The 17,300-nt window shown below is 33.7% G+C and carries 15 protein-coding genes and 2 pseudogenes; 15 read left to right on the forward strand and 2 right to left on the reverse strand.

Translation table 11 applies throughout. The features are described 5' to 3' along the window. Positions 1 to 318: 318 nt before the first annotated feature. From dnaA to BN358_RS08480, 12 genes and pseudogenes are all read left to right on the forward strand, one after another. The gene (gene dnaA, locus BN358_RS08430) at positions 319 to 1,656 is read left to right on the forward strand and encodes a chromosomal replication initiator protein DnaA (protein WP_019228797.1); all 1,338 of its coding nucleotides are present in this window, start codon (positions 319 to 321) and stop codon (positions 1,654 to 1,656) included. Positions 1,657 to 1,896: 240 nt separating this feature from the next. After that, positions 1,897 to 2,997 carry a DNA polymerase III subunit beta gene (gene dnaN / locus BN358_RS08435; RefSeq protein ID WP_019228798.1) on the forward strand — a complete coding sequence of 367 codons (1,101 nt, stop codon included), beginning with the start codon at positions 1,897 to 1,899 and terminating at the stop codon, positions 2,995 to 2,997. A gap of 89 nt (positions 2,998 to 3,086) precedes the next feature. Further along, positions 3,087 to 3,305, forward strand: a complete 219-nt coding sequence (locus BN358_RS08440; RefSeq protein WP_019228799.1) for an RNA-binding S4 domain-containing protein — start codon at positions 3,087 to 3,089, stop codon at positions 3,303 to 3,305. Beyond that, positions 3,302 to 4,066: a DNA replication/repair protein RecF gene (locus tag BN358_RS08445; RefSeq protein ID WP_019228800.1), complete on the forward strand. Its 765-nt coding sequence runs from the start codon at positions 3,302 to 3,304 to the stop codon at positions 4,064 to 4,066. Before BN358_RS08440 ends, BN358_RS08445 begins: the two co-directional genes overlap by 4 nt. A 19-nt stretch (positions 4,067 to 4,085) precedes the next feature. Then, entirely contained in the window at positions 4,086 to 4,424 is a 339-nt protein-coding gene (locus tag BN358_RS22300; RefSeq protein WP_019228801.1) for a hypothetical protein, read from the forward strand. Positions 4,425 to 4,438: 14 nt separating this feature from the next. Continuing rightward, positions 4,439 to 6,348: pseudogene (gene gyrB, locus BN358_RS08450) on the forward strand (DNA topoisomerase (ATP-hydrolyzing) subunit B). Between the two features lie 17 nt (positions 6,349 to 6,365). Further along, positions 6,366 to 8,830: pseudogene (gene gyrA, locus BN358_RS08455) on the forward strand (DNA gyrase subunit A). 15 nt (positions 8,831 to 8,845) lie between these two features. Beyond that, the gene (locus BN358_RS08460) at positions 8,846 to 9,160 is read left to right on the forward strand and encodes an STAS domain-containing protein (protein ID WP_019228804.1); all 315 of its coding nucleotides are present in this window, start codon (positions 8,846 to 8,848) and stop codon (positions 9,158 to 9,160) included. Positions 9,161 to 9,163: 3 nt separating this feature from the next. Next, positions 9,164 to 9,526: an ATP-binding protein gene (locus BN358_RS22305; protein WP_019228805.1), complete on the forward strand. Its 363-nt coding sequence runs from the start codon at positions 9,164 to 9,166 to the stop codon at positions 9,524 to 9,526. A 22-nt stretch (positions 9,527 to 9,548) separates the two neighbouring features. Further along, entirely contained in the window at positions 9,549 to 10,310 is a 762-nt protein-coding gene (locus tag BN358_RS08470) for a SigB/SigF/SigG family RNA polymerase sigma factor (RefSeq protein WP_019228806.1), read from the forward strand. Positions 10,311 to 10,358: 48 nt separating this feature from the next. Further along, complete coding sequence (locus BN358_RS08475) at positions 10,359 to 13,229, forward strand: UPF0182 family protein (protein WP_019228807.1); 2,871 nt, start codon at positions 10,359 to 10,361, stop codon at positions 13,227 to 13,229. Between the two features lie 20 nt (positions 13,230 to 13,249). Continuing rightward, complete coding sequence (locus BN358_RS08480) at positions 13,250 to 13,618, forward strand: VOC family protein (RefSeq protein ID WP_019228808.1); 369 nt, start codon at positions 13,250 to 13,252, stop codon at positions 13,616 to 13,618. Between the two features lie 187 nt (positions 13,619 to 13,805). Here BN358_RS08480 and BN358_RS08485 read toward each other — a convergent pair whose 3' ends face one another. Beyond that, on the reverse strand, positions 13,806 to 15,128 hold the full coding sequence (locus tag BN358_RS08485; RefSeq protein ID WP_019228809.1) for an APC family permease: 1,323 nt from the start codon (positions 15,126 to 15,128) through the stop codon (positions 13,806 to 13,808). A gap of 155 nt (positions 15,129 to 15,283) precedes the next feature. On the opposite strand from BN358_RS08485, the gene BN358_RS08490 reads away from it, so the two are divergent. Genes BN358_RS08490 through BN358_RS08500 form a run of 3 tightly spaced genes read left to right on the forward strand, consistent with a single transcriptional unit; the run spans position 15,284 to position 16,881 of the window. Further along, positions 15,284 to 15,667 carry a CidA/LrgA family protein gene (locus BN358_RS08490; protein WP_019228810.1) on the forward strand — a complete coding sequence of 128 codons (384 nt, stop codon included), beginning with the start codon at positions 15,284 to 15,286 and terminating at the stop codon, positions 15,665 to 15,667. Continuing rightward, on the forward strand, positions 15,660 to 16,340 hold the full coding sequence (locus tag BN358_RS08495) for an LrgB family protein (protein WP_019228811.1): 681 nt from the start codon (positions 15,660 to 15,662) through the stop codon (positions 16,338 to 16,340). The genes BN358_RS08490 and BN358_RS08495 overlap by 8 nt, the downstream gene beginning before the upstream one ends. 10 nt (positions 16,341 to 16,350) lie before the next feature. Continuing rightward, the gene (locus BN358_RS08500) at positions 16,351 to 16,881 is read left to right on the forward strand and encodes a GNAT family N-acetyltransferase (RefSeq protein WP_040582242.1); all 531 of its coding nucleotides are present in this window, start codon (positions 16,351 to 16,353) and stop codon (positions 16,879 to 16,881) included. An 89-nt stretch (positions 16,882 to 16,970) separates the two neighbouring features. On the opposite strand, the gene trxA is transcribed toward BN358_RS08500, so the two are convergent. Beyond that, a complete protein-coding gene (gene trxA / locus BN358_RS08505) occupies positions 16,971 to 17,300 on the reverse strand; it encodes a thioredoxin (RefSeq protein ID WP_019228813.1) in 330 nt (109 codons plus the stop codon).

Consider the following 17,300-nt stretch of genomic DNA (forward strand, 5'->3'; position numbering starts at 1 on the left):
ATGTCAACAATTAAAAATATTATAGCTATTGTAATATACTACATTTTTTTAAAGAATGCAATTATTTTTTAAAATAAATAAAATTAAATTGAAATTGTGGATAAAAAATGATAGTATGATATGTATCTGTGGATAACTTTTTATTTATGTTTAATCTATGGACAAACTGTTATTAATTTTTAAAAAATGTTGAATAATCAATTTTATAAATTGTTAACATTTTTAGTTAACAATTGTTTACAACATAAAATTTAACATATATTTTCATTTATTATAAACAACATGTTAATTTTTTTTATCAACAACCGGAGGAATTATATGAACTTTGAAGAATTATGGAACGAAGTCCTGGAAATTGTAAAAGAAGATACAAATCAAGTGAGTTTTAACACTTGGTTCAAGCCTCTTAAAATAGTTGCTTATAAAAACAATACAATTTATTTGGAAACAGCAGATGATTTTTTAAAAAACACATTAAAGAAAAGACATTACAACTTTCTTAAAAATGCATTCACGTATGTATTAAAGAAGGATACGGAACTTGTTTTCACGGTTCCCGGCGAAAATATCGACAAAGAAGATTCAAAACGAACTGCTTCAAACAGCACATCCGAAGAAACTGACGCAATAAACGTAGACAGAAAATTAAATCCCAAGTACCGTTTTGACAACTTCATAATAGGAAATTCCAACAGATTTGCCCATGCCGCTTCCCTGGCTGTTGCAGAAGCTCCATCCACTGCATACAACCCTTTATTTTTATACGGCGGAGTTGGTCTTGGAAAAACTCACTTGATGCACGCCATTGGACACTACATTCTGGACAACAACCCGGACGCCTATGTTCTTTATGTAACTTCAGAAAAATTTACAAACGACCTTATTAATTCTATCAAGGACGGCAAAAATGAGGAGTTTAGAAACACATACAGAAAAGCTGATGTACTTCTGGTGGATGACATTCAGTTTATTGCCGGTAAAGAAAGTACTCAAGAAGAATTTTTCCACACTTTCAACGCTCTTCATGAAGCAAACAAACAGATCATAGTATCAAGCGATAATCCTCCAAGCGAAATTCCAACATTGGAAGACAGACTTCGCTCCCGTTTCGAGTGGGGACTAATTGCAGACATACAGCCGCCGGATTATGAAACAAGAATTGCAATATTGAGAAAAAAGGCTGAAGCTGAAAATTACAACGTTCCTGACGAGGTAATCACATACATTGCACAGCACATTCAATCAAATATAAGAAAACTTGAAGGAGCTCTCATACGTATTTATGCCTATGCTTCCCTCACTAATAAAAAGGAAGTTTCACTTGAGCTTGCCCAGGAGGCCTTGAAGCATTTGATCTCCAGCAACAAGAAAATCACTCTTGTTGATATAAAGGAAGTTGTTGCAAATTACTACAACATATCAATGGACGACCTCATTTCAAAAAAGAAAACGAAAAACATTGCATATCCAAGGCAAATTGCTATGTATATAGCCAGAAAATTAACGGATTATTCTCTGCCTAAGCTTGGAGATGAATTCGGAGGAAGAGATCACTCAACTGTGCTTCATGCATGCAACAAGGTTGAAGAAGACATGGAAAATTCTCAGGAAATTAAAAAAAATGTAGATGATTTAATTTCCATGCTGAATAATTAACTACTCTGTTGATAAACTGTTAGGGGTTGTTCATAACATTATTTTTTATTTTTACGCTTTTGGATAAAAAATTAATCTGTCAACAGCCATAAATTTTTTAAAGATTTAAAATTCAGTGCTTCAACAACTTTTCAACAAATTAACAGTGCCTACTAATATTACTAATAATTATTTTATATATTTCTATTAAATGTTTTTTCAGTTTCAATTGTTAACAAACCAATTATAAAGGAGTAAAAGATGAAAATTAGAATTAACCAAAATGAACTAAATAAATCAATTAATATTGTACAAAAAGCAGTTTCTTCCAGAACACCTCTTCCTATATTGTCAGGCATACTCATAGAAGCAAAAAACAACATGCTCATTATGACTGCCACAGACCTGGACCTTGGAATAAAAACTTACTCTCCCTGTGACATAGAGGAAGAAGGATCAATAGTTGTGCAATCAAGACTTATTGGAGATTTTGTAAGAAAACTGCCGTCTAATTCCTATGTGAACATAGAAACAATGGAAAACAACAACATGGAAATAAAATGTCTAAATTCAGAAATTAACATACTTGGAAATTCTGCAGCAGAATATCCTGACAACACATTTGACAATGAAGGAAATTCATTCTCAATAAAATCTGAATCTTTGAAAAATCTTATAAAGTACACTTATTTTGCAGCTGCACAGGAAAATATTAAACCTATTTTCACAGGTTGCCTCATTGAAATTAAAAATAATCTTTGTACATTTGTTGCTCTTGACGGATACAGAATGGCAGTAAAAAAAGAAAAAATAGATTTCAGCGGTGAAGTTTCAGTTGTTGTTCCTTCAAAAACAATGCTTGAAATTTTGAGAATAATAGAGGAAAACAAGACAAACACAGACATAGTTATTTCTGAAAGCCATATTTCTTTCAAAGTAGACAACACTATAATAATATCAAACCTGCTTGATGGTAAATTCATTGATTATGAAGGAATAATAAAAGATAATTATGTGACAACAGTTAATGTAAGCACAACTGAAATAAGAGAATCTGTTGAAAGAGCTTCACTTCTTGCTAAAGATGACAAAAACAACCTCATAATTCTTGACATAAAAGAAAACAACATGCAGATAAATTCTGCATCCGAATACGGCAATGTAGAAGAAAATGTGACTGTTGAAAAAGAAGGAGAAGACATAAAAATAGGTTTCAACTCAAAATATCTCCTTGATTTTCTCAAGGTTATAGAAAATGAAAAAATTAAATTGAATTTAATTGGGAAAAATAACCCTTGCTTTATAAATGAAGAAAACAAGGAAGATTATATTTACATGGTACTGCCTGTTAGAATATCATAATATTTTAAGGTCATTATAGAAATATAATATAAAATAAATATTATTATGGTCATTTACAAAAATAAATTATTTTAAAAATGAGGTGCAAAATGGAAAATATTTATATTAGCACAGAATATATAAAACTTGACCAGCTTTTGAAATTTGTCAATGCAGTAGAAGGCGGCGGTATGGCAAAAAATGTAATTCTTGACGGACTTGTAAAAGTTAACGGCGAAGTTGAACTTCAAAGAGGAAAGAAGTTGAGAGAAGGGGACATCGTTGAATTTAACGGTGAAGAGTATATCATTTCAACAGAGGAAAAATGATAATAAATAAGTTAAAAATAAAGAATTACAGAAATTTCAAGGATGCAGAAATTGAACTTAACAACTCTCTGAACATTTTCATAGGAGACAATGGCCAGGGAAAGACAAATCTCATGGAGTCTATTTACCTTTCTTCAATAGGAAGGACGTTCAGATTAAACAGTGAAAATGAATTGATCAATTTCAGTGAAAATAAAAGTTCTGTAGAAATTTCTCTTATAAAAAATAACTATAACATGAAAATTGACCTTCTTTTGGAGAAAAACAAAAGGAAGACAGTCCACATAAACGGAGTAAAGCTGGATAAAACTTCGGAAATGATAGGAATATTGAACAATGTTATTTTTACTCCTGACGATATGAGAATTATAAAGGGAAGTCCTGTTGAAAGAAGAAAATTCATAAATATTGACATTTCTCAAATTAAGCCTAAATATAAGTATTTGCTTAATAAATACAAAAAAGTTCTGACTGAAAGAAATATTATTTTAAAAAATTACTATACAAATCCACAAAATAAGGATATTATAAATATTTGGAATGATTACCTGGTTAATACAGGTTCAGACATAATATTTTTAAGAAATGAATATATTGAAAAGTTAAAACATTATGCAGCGGATATTTATGCAGATATCTCCGGTAAAAAAGAAAAATTTGAAATGAGCTACTGCTGCAACATAGGCAGATCTGAATACTTGGACAATGAAATCATAAAAAAGTCATTTCATGAAAAAATAAACAACAACAATAAAAAATGAAATAATGAGGGGAACAACTTTGTATGGACCTCACAAAGATGACATAATAATTAAAATTGACGGAAATGAATGCAAGTATTTTGGTTCTCAGGGTCAGCAGCGTTCAGCAATTCTTTCAATAAAGCTTGCTGAAATAGAAATTATAAAAGAAGAAACAGGAGAATATCCGATTTTGTTGTTGGATGATGTGTTGTCAGAGCTTGACAACAAAAGAAAAGGGTATCTCATGAACTACATAAAAGGGATACAGACTGTCATTACAACAACAGATGACCATGATTTAAAAGAGTTGACCAAATTTTACAACAAGAAAATTTTTTATATAAACGAAGGAAAAATTGGCAATATTACAAATTAGAGGAGTTTAAATAAATGGCAGATAAAAATTACAATCATTATGGTGCAGATCAGATTCAAGTGCTGGAAGGGTTGGAGCCTGTAAGGAAAAGACCGGGAATGTATATTGGATCTACTGGAGAAAGAGGACTTCATCAGCTGGTTTATGAAGTAGTTGACAACAGCATAGATGAAGCACTGGCTGGATTTTGCGATACAATTCATGTCACCATAAATACAGACAATTCAGTTGTTGTAGTTGACAACGGAAGAGGAATTCCAATAGAGAAAAACAAAAAAACTGGAAAATCAACATTGGAAACTGTTCTTACTGTGCTGCATGCGGGAGGTAAATTCGACAACGACGCATACAAGGTATCAGGAGGACTTCACGGTGTTGGTGTTTCATGCGTTAATGCATTGTCTGATTACCTCATAGCCGAAGTCAACTGGGACGGAAAAAGATACAGGCAAAATTTTGAAAGAGGAATTGCAAAATCAGAGGTTGAATACGTGTGTGACACTGACAGTACAGGAACAACCATAACTTTTTTGCCAGATTCCACAATTTTTGAAACTATTGAATTCAATTATACCATATTGAAGCACCGCATGCGTGAGCTTGCATTTTTGAACAAGGGAATAAAAATTTCGTTAGAAGACAAAAGAGACGGAGTCAAGGATTTTTTCCACTATGAAGGAGGAATCAAGGAATTTGTCCATTACCTGAACAATAAAAAAGAACCTCTCCATGAAGACATAATCTACACGGAAGGCAAAAAGGAAAAGGTGATGGTTGAGCTTTCACTTCAATACACAGATTCATACAATGAAAATATATTTTCTTTCGTTAACAACATAAACACTATTGAAGGAGGAAGCCACCTTGTTGGTTTCAAGACTGCCCTCACACGTGTTATAAATGATTATGCAAAAAAATACAGCTTGTTGAAAGAAAATGATGTTGCAATAACAGGGGAAGACATCAGAGAAGGCATAACTGCCATACTTTCAATAAAAATTCCAAATCCTCAGTTTGAAGGACAGACAAAGACAAAGCTTGGAAACAGCGAAGTTAGAGGAATAGTAGACAATATTTCGGGAGAGGCTTTAAGCATCTACTGTGAAGAAAATCCTAAGACTGCTAAGGCTATTGTGAAAAATCATTGAGATCTGCAAGAGCAAGAGATGCTGCAAGAAAAGCAAGAGACCTTGTAAGAAGAAAAGGAGCTCTTGAAGGAATGGCACTTCCTGGAAAACTTGCAGACTGCTCAGAAAAAGATCCTAAGCTTTGCGAAATATGCATAGTTGAGGGTAATTCAGCAGGGGGCAGCGCCAAGGAAGGAAGAGACAGAAGGATTCAGGCCATACTTCCTTTGAGAGGAAAAATTCTGAATGTTGAAAAATCAAGAATTGACAGAATATTAAGTTCTGAAGAAATTAAAAATATGATAACTGCATTTGGATGCGGAATAGGTGAAGATTTTGATATATCTAAATTAAGATATCACAAAATAATAATCATGACAGATGCCGATGTTGACGGTGCTCACATTCGTACCCTCTTGCTGACATTTTTCTACAGGTACATGAAGGAATTGATTACGCAAGGCCACGTCTATGCAGCCCAGCCTCCTTTGTACAGAGTTAAAAAAGGAAAATTTGAGCAATATGTCTACAGCGATTCAGAACTGAACAAAGTTCTTGAGGAAATAGGAAGAGACAACAAGTATGAAATACAAAGATACAAAGGTCTTGGAGAAATGGATCCTGAACAGCTTTGGGAAACAACTATGAATCCTGCCCAAAGAATTCTTTTGAGGGTAAATGAAGATGATGCCATGGAAGCTGATGAAACATTCAATATTCTCATGGGAGACAAAGTTGCCCCAAGAAGAGAATTTATAGAAGAAAATGCCAGATATGTTAAGAATTTAGATATATAGGCTGTTGGAGGATACAAATGAGTGAAATTGAAAATAACAGTAAAATTATAGAGACGAATATTACCCAGGAAATGAGAAAGTCTTATCTGGACTATGCAATGACAGTTATAGTGTCAAGAGCACTGCCGGATGTCAGAGACGGTCTCAAACCTGTTCACAGAAGAATTCTTTATTCAGCTAATGAACTTGGACTTACTCCTGACAAACCGCACAAGAAAAGTGCACGTATTGTTGGAGATGTTCTCGGTAAGTACCATCCTCACGGAGATACTGCAGTATACGATGCAATGGTAAGACTTGCACAAAGTTTTTCCATGCGTTACCCGCTCATAGACGGACATGGAAACTTTGGTTCTGTTGATGGAGATGGAGCTGCAGCAATGCGTTACACAGAAGCAAGAATGTCAAAGATGGCAATGGAGCTTTTGAGGGATTTCAACAAAGACACAGTTGACTTCAGACCTAACTTTGATGAAACATTGAAAGAACCTGTTGTATTGCCAAGCCGTTTTCCAAACCTTCTTGTAAACGGTTCATCAGGAATAGCTGTTGGTATGGCTAGTTCAATACCTCCTCATAACCTTGGGGAAGTAATAAATGGAATCATAGCATATATTGATGATCCTGAAATAGATGTACTGGGACTCATGAAGTACATCAAGGGCCCTGATTTCCCAACAGGAGCAATAATTGAAGGCAAGGAAAACATAAAAGAAGCATACCTTACAGGAAGAGGTATGGTAAAGGTTAAATCAAAGGTTGAAATAGAAGAAGCAAAAAACAACAAAAGCCGTATAATTGTATCAGAAATTCCATATGTGGTAAACAAGGCAAGATTGATAGAAAAAATTGCTGAACTTGTAAAGGATAAAAGAATTGACGGTATTTCTGACTTAAGAGATGAAAGCGACAGGACAGGAATGAGAATAGTGATTGAAATCAAAAGAGATTTCAATCCAAACATTGTTCTTAACAATTTGTATAAACATACACAGCTTCAGGATAATTTCAGCATCATAATGATTGCACTTGTAAACAATGAACCTAAGGTTTTAAACCTTAAGGAAATGATTCATTACTATGTCCTTCATCAAAGAGAAATAATTGTAAGAAGAACAAAGTACGATCTGGAAAAAGCTGAAGCAAGAGCACACATTGTTGAAGGTTTAATTAAGGCCATAGACAACATTGATGAAGTTATAAGAATAATAAGATCTTCATATGACGATGCAGAACAAAGACTTATGGCTGCGTTCACATTGTCTGATATTCAGGCAAGAGCAATTGTAGACATGAGATTAAGACGTCTGCAAGGTTTGGAAAGAGAAAAATTAAGTCAAGAATATGAAGAATTGATGCTGATGATAACAAAGTTCAAAGAAATACTTGCCAACATGCACCTGGTTGATAACATAGTAAAAGAGGAACTTCTTGAAATCAAAAACAATTACAACGATGAAAGAAGAACAGAAATCATTGCCGACGAAGGAGAAATAAATTTTGAAGATTTGATTGAAGAAGAAAATGTAGCCATTACATTGACTAACTTCGGTTATATAAAAAGACTGCCGGAAGATACGTACAAAGCACAAAACAGGGGAGGCAAGGGAGTTACAGCCTTGACAACCAGAGAAGAAGACTTCGTGAAGGATTTGTTCATAACTTCAACGCACGATTACTTGCTTTTCCTTACAAATAAAGGAAAAATGTATAGAATAAAGGCTTATGAAGTACCGGAAGCAAGGCGTCAGGCAAAGGGAACAGCTGCCATCAACCTCATTCACATAGACACAGATGAGCAGATAAGAGCAATAATTCCAATAAGAAGCTTTGATAATGAAAATGAATTTTTGATTCTTGCAAACAAAAAAAGGTAATCATCAAGAAGACAAAGCTCAAGGAATTTGATACATCAAGGAAGACGGGTCTTGTTGCAATTAAAATAGCAGATGATGATGAACTCATAAGTGTAAACAAGACTGATGGTACAAAGGACATATTTGTAGTTACTAAAAATGGAAAAGGTATAAGATTCAGTGAAAATGATGTAAGAGAAACAGGTAGAAACACAATGGGTGTTAAAGCCATAACTACATCAGAAGATGATGAGCTTGTATCAATGAGCATCATCAAAGAAAGCGATGAAAACAAATATATACTCACTGTTACCGAAAATGGATATGCTAAAATTACCCTGTCTCAGGAATTCAGATGCCAGAACAGGGGCGGTAAGGGTATGAGAGCACACAGTATCAATGAAAAAACCGGTTTAATAGTTGGTTCATTGATTGTTGAAAAAGAAGATGACTTGATGATTCTAAGCACAAACGGTTCTATAATAAGAATGCATTCATCAGGAATTTCAATAATGGGCAGAGATGCTCAAGGAGTTATTGCAATGAGACTCAACGGAGAAGATAAAGTTGCTTCAATTGCAAAAATATTCTCTGAGGATGACATTGTAGAAGAAGATGAAGAATAAATCGGAGGGTATATTATGTCTTTAGAAATACAATACAGCATAACTTCAGAAAATAATTTGGAAGTGAAACCCATAGGAGAAGTAGACATATATACTTCTCCTGACCTTAAAAATAAAGTGTTTGAGCTTATTGAAAACAAAAAGCTCAACATGGTAATTAACGGTGAGAAATTAGAGTACATTGACAGCACAGGTCTTGGTATTCTCATGAGCATTTACAAGAAAATGCAGGAAAACAGTTTAAATATAAAAATATTGAACTTGAAGCCGAATATTTACAAGCTGTTTGACATAACAGGCTTAAGCAAAGTATTCGATATTCAGGGGTGAAAAATGGACAAGATTAACTTAAATATCCCAAAAAAATCTGAATATATGAGCACTATAAGACTTACGACATCTGCATTGTCAAATTTGAACGGTTTCAACATTGACGATATTGAAGATTTGAAGGTTATTATTTCAGAAGTATGCACATTTTTCATAAGCAACATTGAAGAAAACAATAAACCTTTAAGCATTGAATACCAGGTTGATGAGGAAAGGCTGATTGTTGAAGTTTCAGACCTGAACGATGGTAAAATAGATGAAAAAAACAAGGCAAACAGTGAAATGTGCATTATGATCATTGAAAGCCTTGCTGATAATTACAATTTTGATCTAGAAAATAAAAAATTATATTTGAAAAGAATTTAATTTGCGAATAGGCGAAGATAATATGAGCGAAATTAGTCAAAATTCCAAAAGCATAAAAAATCATGATTTATTTGTTTTATACCATGAAACACACGATGTTGAAGTCAGAAATCAAATTTTTGATAAATACAGGTACATGGCAGAAATAATATCAAGAAAATACAGCAACAAGGGAATAGAACATGATGATATTTATCAAATAGCATGCATGGGCTTGATTTATGCCATTGAAAGATTTGACATTTCAAAGGGATTTGAATTTACAAGCTTTGCAACTCCCACAATTCTTGGTGAAATAAAAAAATATTTCAGGGACAAGGGATGGGCAATTAAGGTACCAAGGAAAATTCAAGAAGTATCAAAGAAAGTCAATGATTACAACAACCTTTTGGCAAGCCAGTTAAACCGTGCTCCTACAATCAAAGAAATCGCCGAATATATTAACAGCTCTGAAGAAGAGGTGCTTGAAGCATTTGAAGCCGGAAAGATGTTTAATTCACAGTCTCTGGATGAAAAATTTGATTCAAACAACGATGACAATGATATATCGCTGATGGATGTAGTGGGTTCTGATGATAAGTACTTTGTTAAAATTGAAAACGAAGATTTTATCAAGAAATCCATGGAAAAATTAAATGATCTTGAAAGAAAAATAATAATAAGAAGATTTTATTCTAACAAAACTCAAAGTGAAATTGCAAAAGAATTAAATATATCTCAAATGACTGTTTCCAGAATAGAAAAAAAATCTTTGGAAAAATTAAGAATAGAGTTCAATAAATAGTATTTATTATTGTAAAATGGAAATAAATTAATTTTTCAAGGAGGAAAAATGAAACAAAAAGGAAGATTTTTCATTATTGGAATTGGTATTATTTTATTTTTTGCAGTCAATTCCTTCGGCAGTGCCATAAAATTTTCCACAGATTTTTTGTGGTTTAATGAAGTTGGATATACAGAAACATTTTTAACAAAAATAAAAGCACAAATAACCATAGGTGTTCCAATTTTCGTATTGCTATGGTTTCTTTTGAACATATACATAAATAAGCTTAAAAAGAAATATGACCAGGAGTCTGATGTTGTGGATACACAATCCAACAAAAAGGCTAGATTGTGGATAAGATTGATTTCTGCTGTCATAAGCTTCATTATAACTGCAAACATTGTATCTACAATGTGGTTTGAAATTCTGCAGTTTATAAACGGCGGTACATTTGGATATGCTGATCCTATTTTCAACAACGACATAGGCTTTTACATATTCAAGCTGCCCCTCATAAATACACTTGTTGATTTCATAATAAACATATTGTTCATGCTCATAGTTGTAACTGTGTTGTTTTACGGTTATCTGGCTATAAAGGACAGTATAAAAAATGTTTCAGAACAGTTTGAAAACATAACTCAATTTCCAAACCAGCTTGATTTAAGTTCCATAATGAACAAAAAATTTGCAGTTAAAATAATAAATCAGCTTGCCTTAATAGGAGTGTTTGTTTTCATATTCCTTGGATTAAGATTTATTTTAAAAAGCTACGATTTGCTTTATTCACAGCTTGGAAAAGTTTTTGGAGCAGGATATACTGATGTCCACGTAACATTGAATTTGTACAGAATATTGGCTGCAGGATGCCTGGTTTCAGCAATAACATTTTTTATTGGAGCAAAAAGAAGAAATCTAAAGTTTGCTCTTGCAGCACCGGCAGCTTTAATTGCTATATCTGTTGCAGGAACAGCTCTGGCAATAGGAGTGGAAAATTTTATTGTTGAACCTGACCAGCTTTCTAAAGAGAGAGAATTTATGGAATACAGCATAGAAAGCACTCAGAAAGCATATGGCCTTGACAATGTAAAATCAATAGATTTTCCGGCAAACAATAATCTCACAATAGAAAATATACAAAACAACCAGGAAGTTATTGAAAATATAAGAATAAACGACCAGGAGCCACTTATTCAGGTTTACAACCAGCTGCAGGGTATAAGGCCATACTATGTTTTCAATGATGTGGATGTGGACAGATATGTAGTAGACGGAAAGTATACTCAAGTATTCCTTTCAGCAAGGGAGCTTGACCAGAGCAAACTTAATGAACAGGCAAAGACTTGGCTGAATCAATATTTGAAATATACACATGGATATGGGGTGACACTTTCTCCCGTAAACAAGGTAACTGCTCAGGGACAGCCTGAGATGGTTGTAAAAAACATACCTCCTACTACAAATACGGATTTTAACATAAAGAGACCTGAAATTTATTTCGGTGAAAAAACAGATGATTACATAATTGTCAATACAGATGAAAAGGAATTTGACTACCCGTCAGGTTCTGACAACATGGAAGCCATTTATGAAGGTACTGCCGGTATAAAGCTTAACTTTATGAACAGACTGTTGTTCAGTCTGAGAGAAGCAAGTTACAGACTTTTAATTTCAAACAACATAGATTCTGACAGCAGAATTATTATGTACAGAAACATAATAGAGAGAGTTTCTGAAATTGCTCCTTTTATATATTATGATCCCGATGCATATATTGTTGTGAATCAGGATGACGGAAAGCTGTATTGGATAATTGAAGGATTTACAGCAAGCAACAGGTTCCCATACTCACAGCCAACTGATTTGTTTGCTGAAGGATGGAATACCAACTACATAAGAAACTCAGTTAAAGTTGTTGTAGATGCTTATGATGGTTCAACTGATTTTTACGTAACTGATGAAAGCGACCCTATAATAAACACTTACGAAAAAATATTTACGGATTTGTTCAAGCCAATAAGCGAAATGCCGGAAGGAATAAGAAGTCACGTAAGGTATTCACAGGTATATTTTGATGTCCAATCCGACATGTACAGACTTTATCACATTGAAAATCCTACGGTATTCTTCGGAAGAGAAGATTACTGGGACATTGCAAACGAAAAATACATGGATAACGGCGAAGAAACAGTTGGTTCAAGCTATCTCATGTTCAAACTTCCTGATGAAGAAAATGTTGAGTTTTTACTTACAACACAGTACACTCCTCAAAACAAAGACAACATGATATCACTTCTTGCTGCCAGAAATGACGGAGAAAACTACGGAGAACTTGTGCTGTACGAGTTTCCCAAGACCAAGACTATTGCCGGACCTAACATGATTGAAACAAAAATAGATCAGGATACGGTAATATCTTCTCAGCTCACATTGTGGAGCCAGGTTGGTTCAACGGTTTTAAGAGGAAATACTCTTGTAGTTCCAATAGAAGATTCACTGTTTTATGTTGAACCTATTTATTTGAAATCCGACACTGAAAGCAACTTCCCTGAAATGAAGATGGTTGTTGTTTCATTTGGGGAAAAAATACTTATGGAACCAACGCTGGAAGAAGCAATTGAAAGACTGTTTGGAATTATTGAGGAAGAACCTAAAGCACCAGACAATCAATATGATGATACAAATGTAAATGATTTAATTGAACAGGCTAACAAAGTGTTTATTGAAGCCAGTGAAGCATCTAAAAACGGACAATGGGCACTGTATGGAGAGAAACTTCAAGAACTTGAAAGACTGTTGAATCAGCTTAACTTTGTAATTAATGGAACTGCAGGCAATAATACAAACAATGAAGGAACAGAAGGAACAGTTGAAATAAATTCAGAAAATTCAGATTCCGTTCAAACAGAAAACAATACAACTGAAGAAAATCAATAACAATAGATAGCGAGGAATATATGAAATTTAAATTTAACCATTTCAATTTCAATGTACTTGATTTGAACAAAAGCATTAAATTTTATGAGGAAGCATTGGGATTAAAGGAAGTCAGAAGAAAAGAAGCAAGTGATGGCAGTTTTATCCTTGTTTATATGGGAGACGGCATTTCTGATTTTACATTGGAGCTCACATGGATGAGAGACCGCGTTGAATCATATGACCTGGGAGATGAAGAATTTCACCTGGCAGTGACTGTAGATAACTATGAAGAGTCCTTCAAGAAACATGAAAAAATGGGATGCATAGAATATGTCAATGAATCAATGGGAATTTATTTCATAACAGATCCTGACGGATACTGGACAGAAATAGTTCCTGTAAGATAATATTAAACTGAAACCTAATTTGCAACAAATTGTAGGGGCGGACCTTGTGTCCGCCCGATGTTATTAATACAAAAAAAATCTACGGGAGGGCACGAGACCCTCCCCTACAGAGTTTAATAAATTTGTAATTAATAGGATAGGTATCTTGTTTTATTGCCAATTGTATGACAAGGATACCTTGTCTTTTTTATTGTATCTTATTGTAATAAAACAATGAAGCTATGATTACAGCTGAACAGAATGCTGCATAGTATATGAACAGGGGATTTTGCATTCCTCCGTATAGAATGAACAAAGAACCTGCAATTGCCAGGAGAGGAAAGAGGTAGCCTTTAACGCTGCTTTTTATTTCTCCGTTTATTTTTAATTTTATAACTGCTACATACATTAAAATAAAGCCAATATAGTTTATAACTATTGATATTTCTGAAACATCAGAGTTTGGAAGTATGTTGAACTTCTGGGTAATGTAATGTGCCAGCATCCAGAATATACAAATAAAATATGATAATATTCCCGAGTTTAATGGAATACTGTATTTTTCTGAGATCTTGACAAATTTTTCGCTGGATGGAAACATGTCTCTGATTGCCAGGGAATAAGGAAGTCTCATAATTCCAATAATCACACCATTGACTGTTCCCAGCACTGATATTACTACAAATGTCAATATCATTCTGGCTCCCAGAGAACCAAAAAGCCTTATGGCAGCTTCATTAACGTGTGAATCTCCCATTTTCATTACAGTATCTGCACCCATGAAAGCTGATATTCCAACAAAGTACAAAATGTATACACAAAGAATTATAATAGGTGAAATAATCAATGCAAGAGGAAGATTTCTTTTGCTGTTTTTTATTTCATGACCTATTGAAGTTGCAATAATCCATCCGTCGAATGAAAATGCAATGGGACCTACTGCTGCAATCCATCCAAGTCCTGCAGAGGAAGCTGAACTAAAATTGCTGCTTAGAACCGGCATCGGATCTCCTAAAAAAATACCTGCAGCTGCAATCAGTGCGAGAGGGATCAATTTTATTACAGTTGATGCATTTTGAATGTATCCTCCCAGTCTATAGGAAAATATGTTTATGAAGTACAATGATGTAATGACCAAAGTACCAATGAATACTTGAACTTCAAGGGTTGATTTATACCCAAAAAGCATTGTTATATAAATTCCGCATACCCAGGCTACAACGCATATTATGGTTGGATAATAAATAAATGTCTGAAACCATCCATAAGCGCAGGCTGTTTTTTTATTCCAGTACTTTTCTGAGTAATTAATTATGCCCCCTGCTTCATCTGTGCGTGATGCAAGCTCTGAAATGGACAGACTTCCGAAAATAATGCTGAAAGCAGCTATAATGAAGACTAAAATTCCAAGAAATATATTTCCTTGTGTGAAAATCAATACGTTGTCGCTCTTGAAAAATATTCCAGAACCTATTACTATTCCAACTATCATTGCAATGGTTGTTGTAAGACTATACTTTTGCTGATTCATGATGCCTCCCGATATATAATTAAACGAACTTAAATAGTTTATAACACGTACTTGTTAAAATCAATACATATTGTGCTTTTATTAGGTCTAATTCTAAAAAATATTTGGTTTTTCAATTAACATCAGTTATAATGTTAAAAAGATTAGGAGGCAATATGATTAAAAAAGTATTAAAAATAGCATTTCAAGTTCTCATAATATGTGCAATTTATTTTGCCGGAAATTTTATAAGCAGACTCATATCAGATTTCATTGTTATTCCGGGAAATATTATAGGCATGGTTATTTTGCTTATATTATTATCAACAAATGCAATGAAACTATCCCTTATAGAAGAAACAGGAAATTTTATGCTGAAATACATGGGATTTTTCTTTGTGCCGCTCATTGCAGGGCTAATGGAATCATACAAGCTAATTGCTGACAGCATTGTTCAAATACTGATAATATTGACGGTATCCTGTATCCTGGTAATGTTCGTTTCCAGCAAGGTAACTGATATTTTAATATCTAGTATGGAAGGAAGTACAAATGATTAAAGAAATACTGACATCTTTTTTTTACATAATTATTACTGTAATATTTTTTGCTGCCGGATTCAAAATTAACAAGAAGTATAAAATTACTGCATTAAATCCAATAATATTTGCAGCTCTTTCCATAGGAATATTTTTAAGCTTATTTAAAATACCATATGCGGAATACAGCAAGGGTGGTAAGATAATTTCAAATGCCCTGGGACCAATTGTAGTGGTTCTTGCAATACCACTTTACAAGAACAGATATGAACTTAGGAAAAACCTTATTCCCATTGCTGGTGGTGTTGTTGCTAGTATAATAACATCATTTGCTTCTGTAATAATTTTGTGCCGGTTGTTTAAAATAGAAAACACAATATTATTGTCGCTGTTGTCAAAGTCAATTACAAATCCAATGGCAGTGGAGTCTACAAAACTTCTGGGAGGCAATGAAGCAATTACAATTGCATCAGTTGTAATAACAGGAATTGTAGGGGCAGCTGTTGCTCCTGCTGTAATGAAGTTTGGAAAAATAAAAAGCAATGTGGCAAAAGGAATAGGCATTGGGTCATCTTCACATGCTCTGGGAACATCTAAAGCAGTTGAAATTAATGAGGAGACAGGTGCAGCCAGTGGACTTGCCATTGGTGTTACAGGACTTATGACAATCATTGGAATAATTATTTTTGCATGAAAAGGAGTTTATGATGGTTGAAAATTTGTTTTTATCAAAAATTGAAGAAAAAGATAAGGAATATTTATATTCATGGTTTAATGACAGTGAATTTTTAAAATTTTATGATTATTATCCTCCTGTTCCTCAGTCAAAAGATGAAGTCGACAAAAATATGAAGTATTATGAAAACAATGAAAGATCATTTATTTTTGCAATAAGGCTTAAAGAAAGCGGTCAAATAATAGGCGTTGCAGGATATGACGACATAATAAAGGAAAACAAGGTTGCAACTCTTTTCATAGGAATAGGAAGAAACGACTTAAGGGGAAAAGGGTATGGCAGGGAAGCTTTAGAGCTTCTGCTGGACTATGGCTTCAACAATGAGGGTTTTCACAGAATACAACTAAACGTTTTATCATTCAACGAAAGAGCCATAGCTTTGTATAAGAGAGCAGGCTTTGTAAAAGAAGGAATATACAGGGAATTTGTATTGAGAAATAATGAAAGATATGATTTATATCTTTACGGATTACTTAAAAATGAATGGTTAAACAGATAAAATAAAAGATTCTTCAACTTTGAAATTCAGAAATTTCAAGATGAAGAATCTTTTTATTCTTAATTATTAACTCTTAATTCTTAATTGCATTACGCTGTGTGCTTGTCGAGCATTTTCGTAAATGAAGAAAGAGGCTTAACACCTATTTCCTTTGCTTCAACTTTACCATCTTTGAAAAGTACAACAGTCGGGATGCTTTGAATTCCATAACGAATGGATAGTTCCTGGTTTTCATCAACATCAACCTTTGCTACGGTTACTTTCCCGTCATATTTGTCTGCTATTTGTTCTATTACAGGTGCAATCATTCTGCACGGTGCACACCATGTAGCCCAGAAATCCACCAGTACAAATTGTTCCTTTGCCAATAGCTCATCAAACTCGCTTGTGCTTTTTACATATGTTATTTTTTCTGTCAT

Source organism: Sedimentibacter sp. B4, assembly GCF_000309315.1.
In the GTDB taxonomy this organism is placed as follows: Bacteria; Bacillota; Clostridia; order Tissierellales; family Sedimentibacteraceae; genus Sedimentibacter; species Sedimentibacter saalensis.

Coding starts and splice junctions, on each gene's coding strand:
- dnaA (WP_019228797.1), top strand. CDS start 319: ATGAACTTTGAAGAATTATGGAACGAAGTCCTGGAAATTGTAAAAGAA.
- dnaN (WP_019228798.1), top strand. CDS start 1,897: ATGAAAATTAGAATTAACCAAAATGAACTAAATAAATCAATTAATATT.
- BN358_RS08440 (WP_019228799.1), top strand. CDS start 3,087: ATGGAAAATATTTATATTAGCACAGAATATATAAAACTTGACCAGCTT.
- BN358_RS08445 (WP_019228800.1), top strand. CDS start 3,302: ATGATAATAAATAAGTTAAAAATAAAGAATTACAGAAATTTCAAGGAT.
- BN358_RS08460 (WP_019228804.1), top strand. CDS start 8,846: ATGTCTTTAGAAATACAATACAGCATAACTTCAGAAAATAATTTGGAA.
- BN358_RS22305 (WP_019228805.1), top strand. CDS start 9,164: ATGGACAAGATTAACTTAAATATCCCAAAAAAATCTGAATATATGAGC.
- BN358_RS08470 (WP_019228806.1), top strand. CDS start 9,549: ATGAGCGAAATTAGTCAAAATTCCAAAAGCATAAAAAATCATGATTTA.
- BN358_RS08475 (WP_019228807.1), top strand. CDS start 10,359: ATGAAACAAAAAGGAAGATTTTTCATTATTGGAATTGGTATTATTTTA.
- BN358_RS08480 (WP_019228808.1), top strand. CDS start 13,250: ATGAAATTTAAATTTAACCATTTCAATTTCAATGTACTTGATTTGAAC.
- BN358_RS08485 (WP_019228809.1), bottom strand. CDS start 15,128: ATGAATCAGCAAAAGTATAGTCTTACAACAACCATTGCAATGATAGTT.
- BN358_RS08490 (WP_019228810.1), top strand. CDS start 15,284: ATGATTAAAAAAGTATTAAAAATAGCATTTCAAGTTCTCATAATATGT.
- BN358_RS08495 (WP_019228811.1), top strand. CDS start 15,660: ATGATTAAAGAAATACTGACATCTTTTTTTTACATAATTATTACTGTA.
- BN358_RS08500 (WP_040582242.1), top strand. CDS start 16,351: ATGATGGTTGAAAATTTGTTTTTATCAAAAATTGAAGAAAAAGATAAG.
- trxA (WP_019228813.1), bottom strand. CDS start 17,300: ATGACAGAAAAAATAACATATGTAAAAAGCACAAGCGAGTTTGATGAG.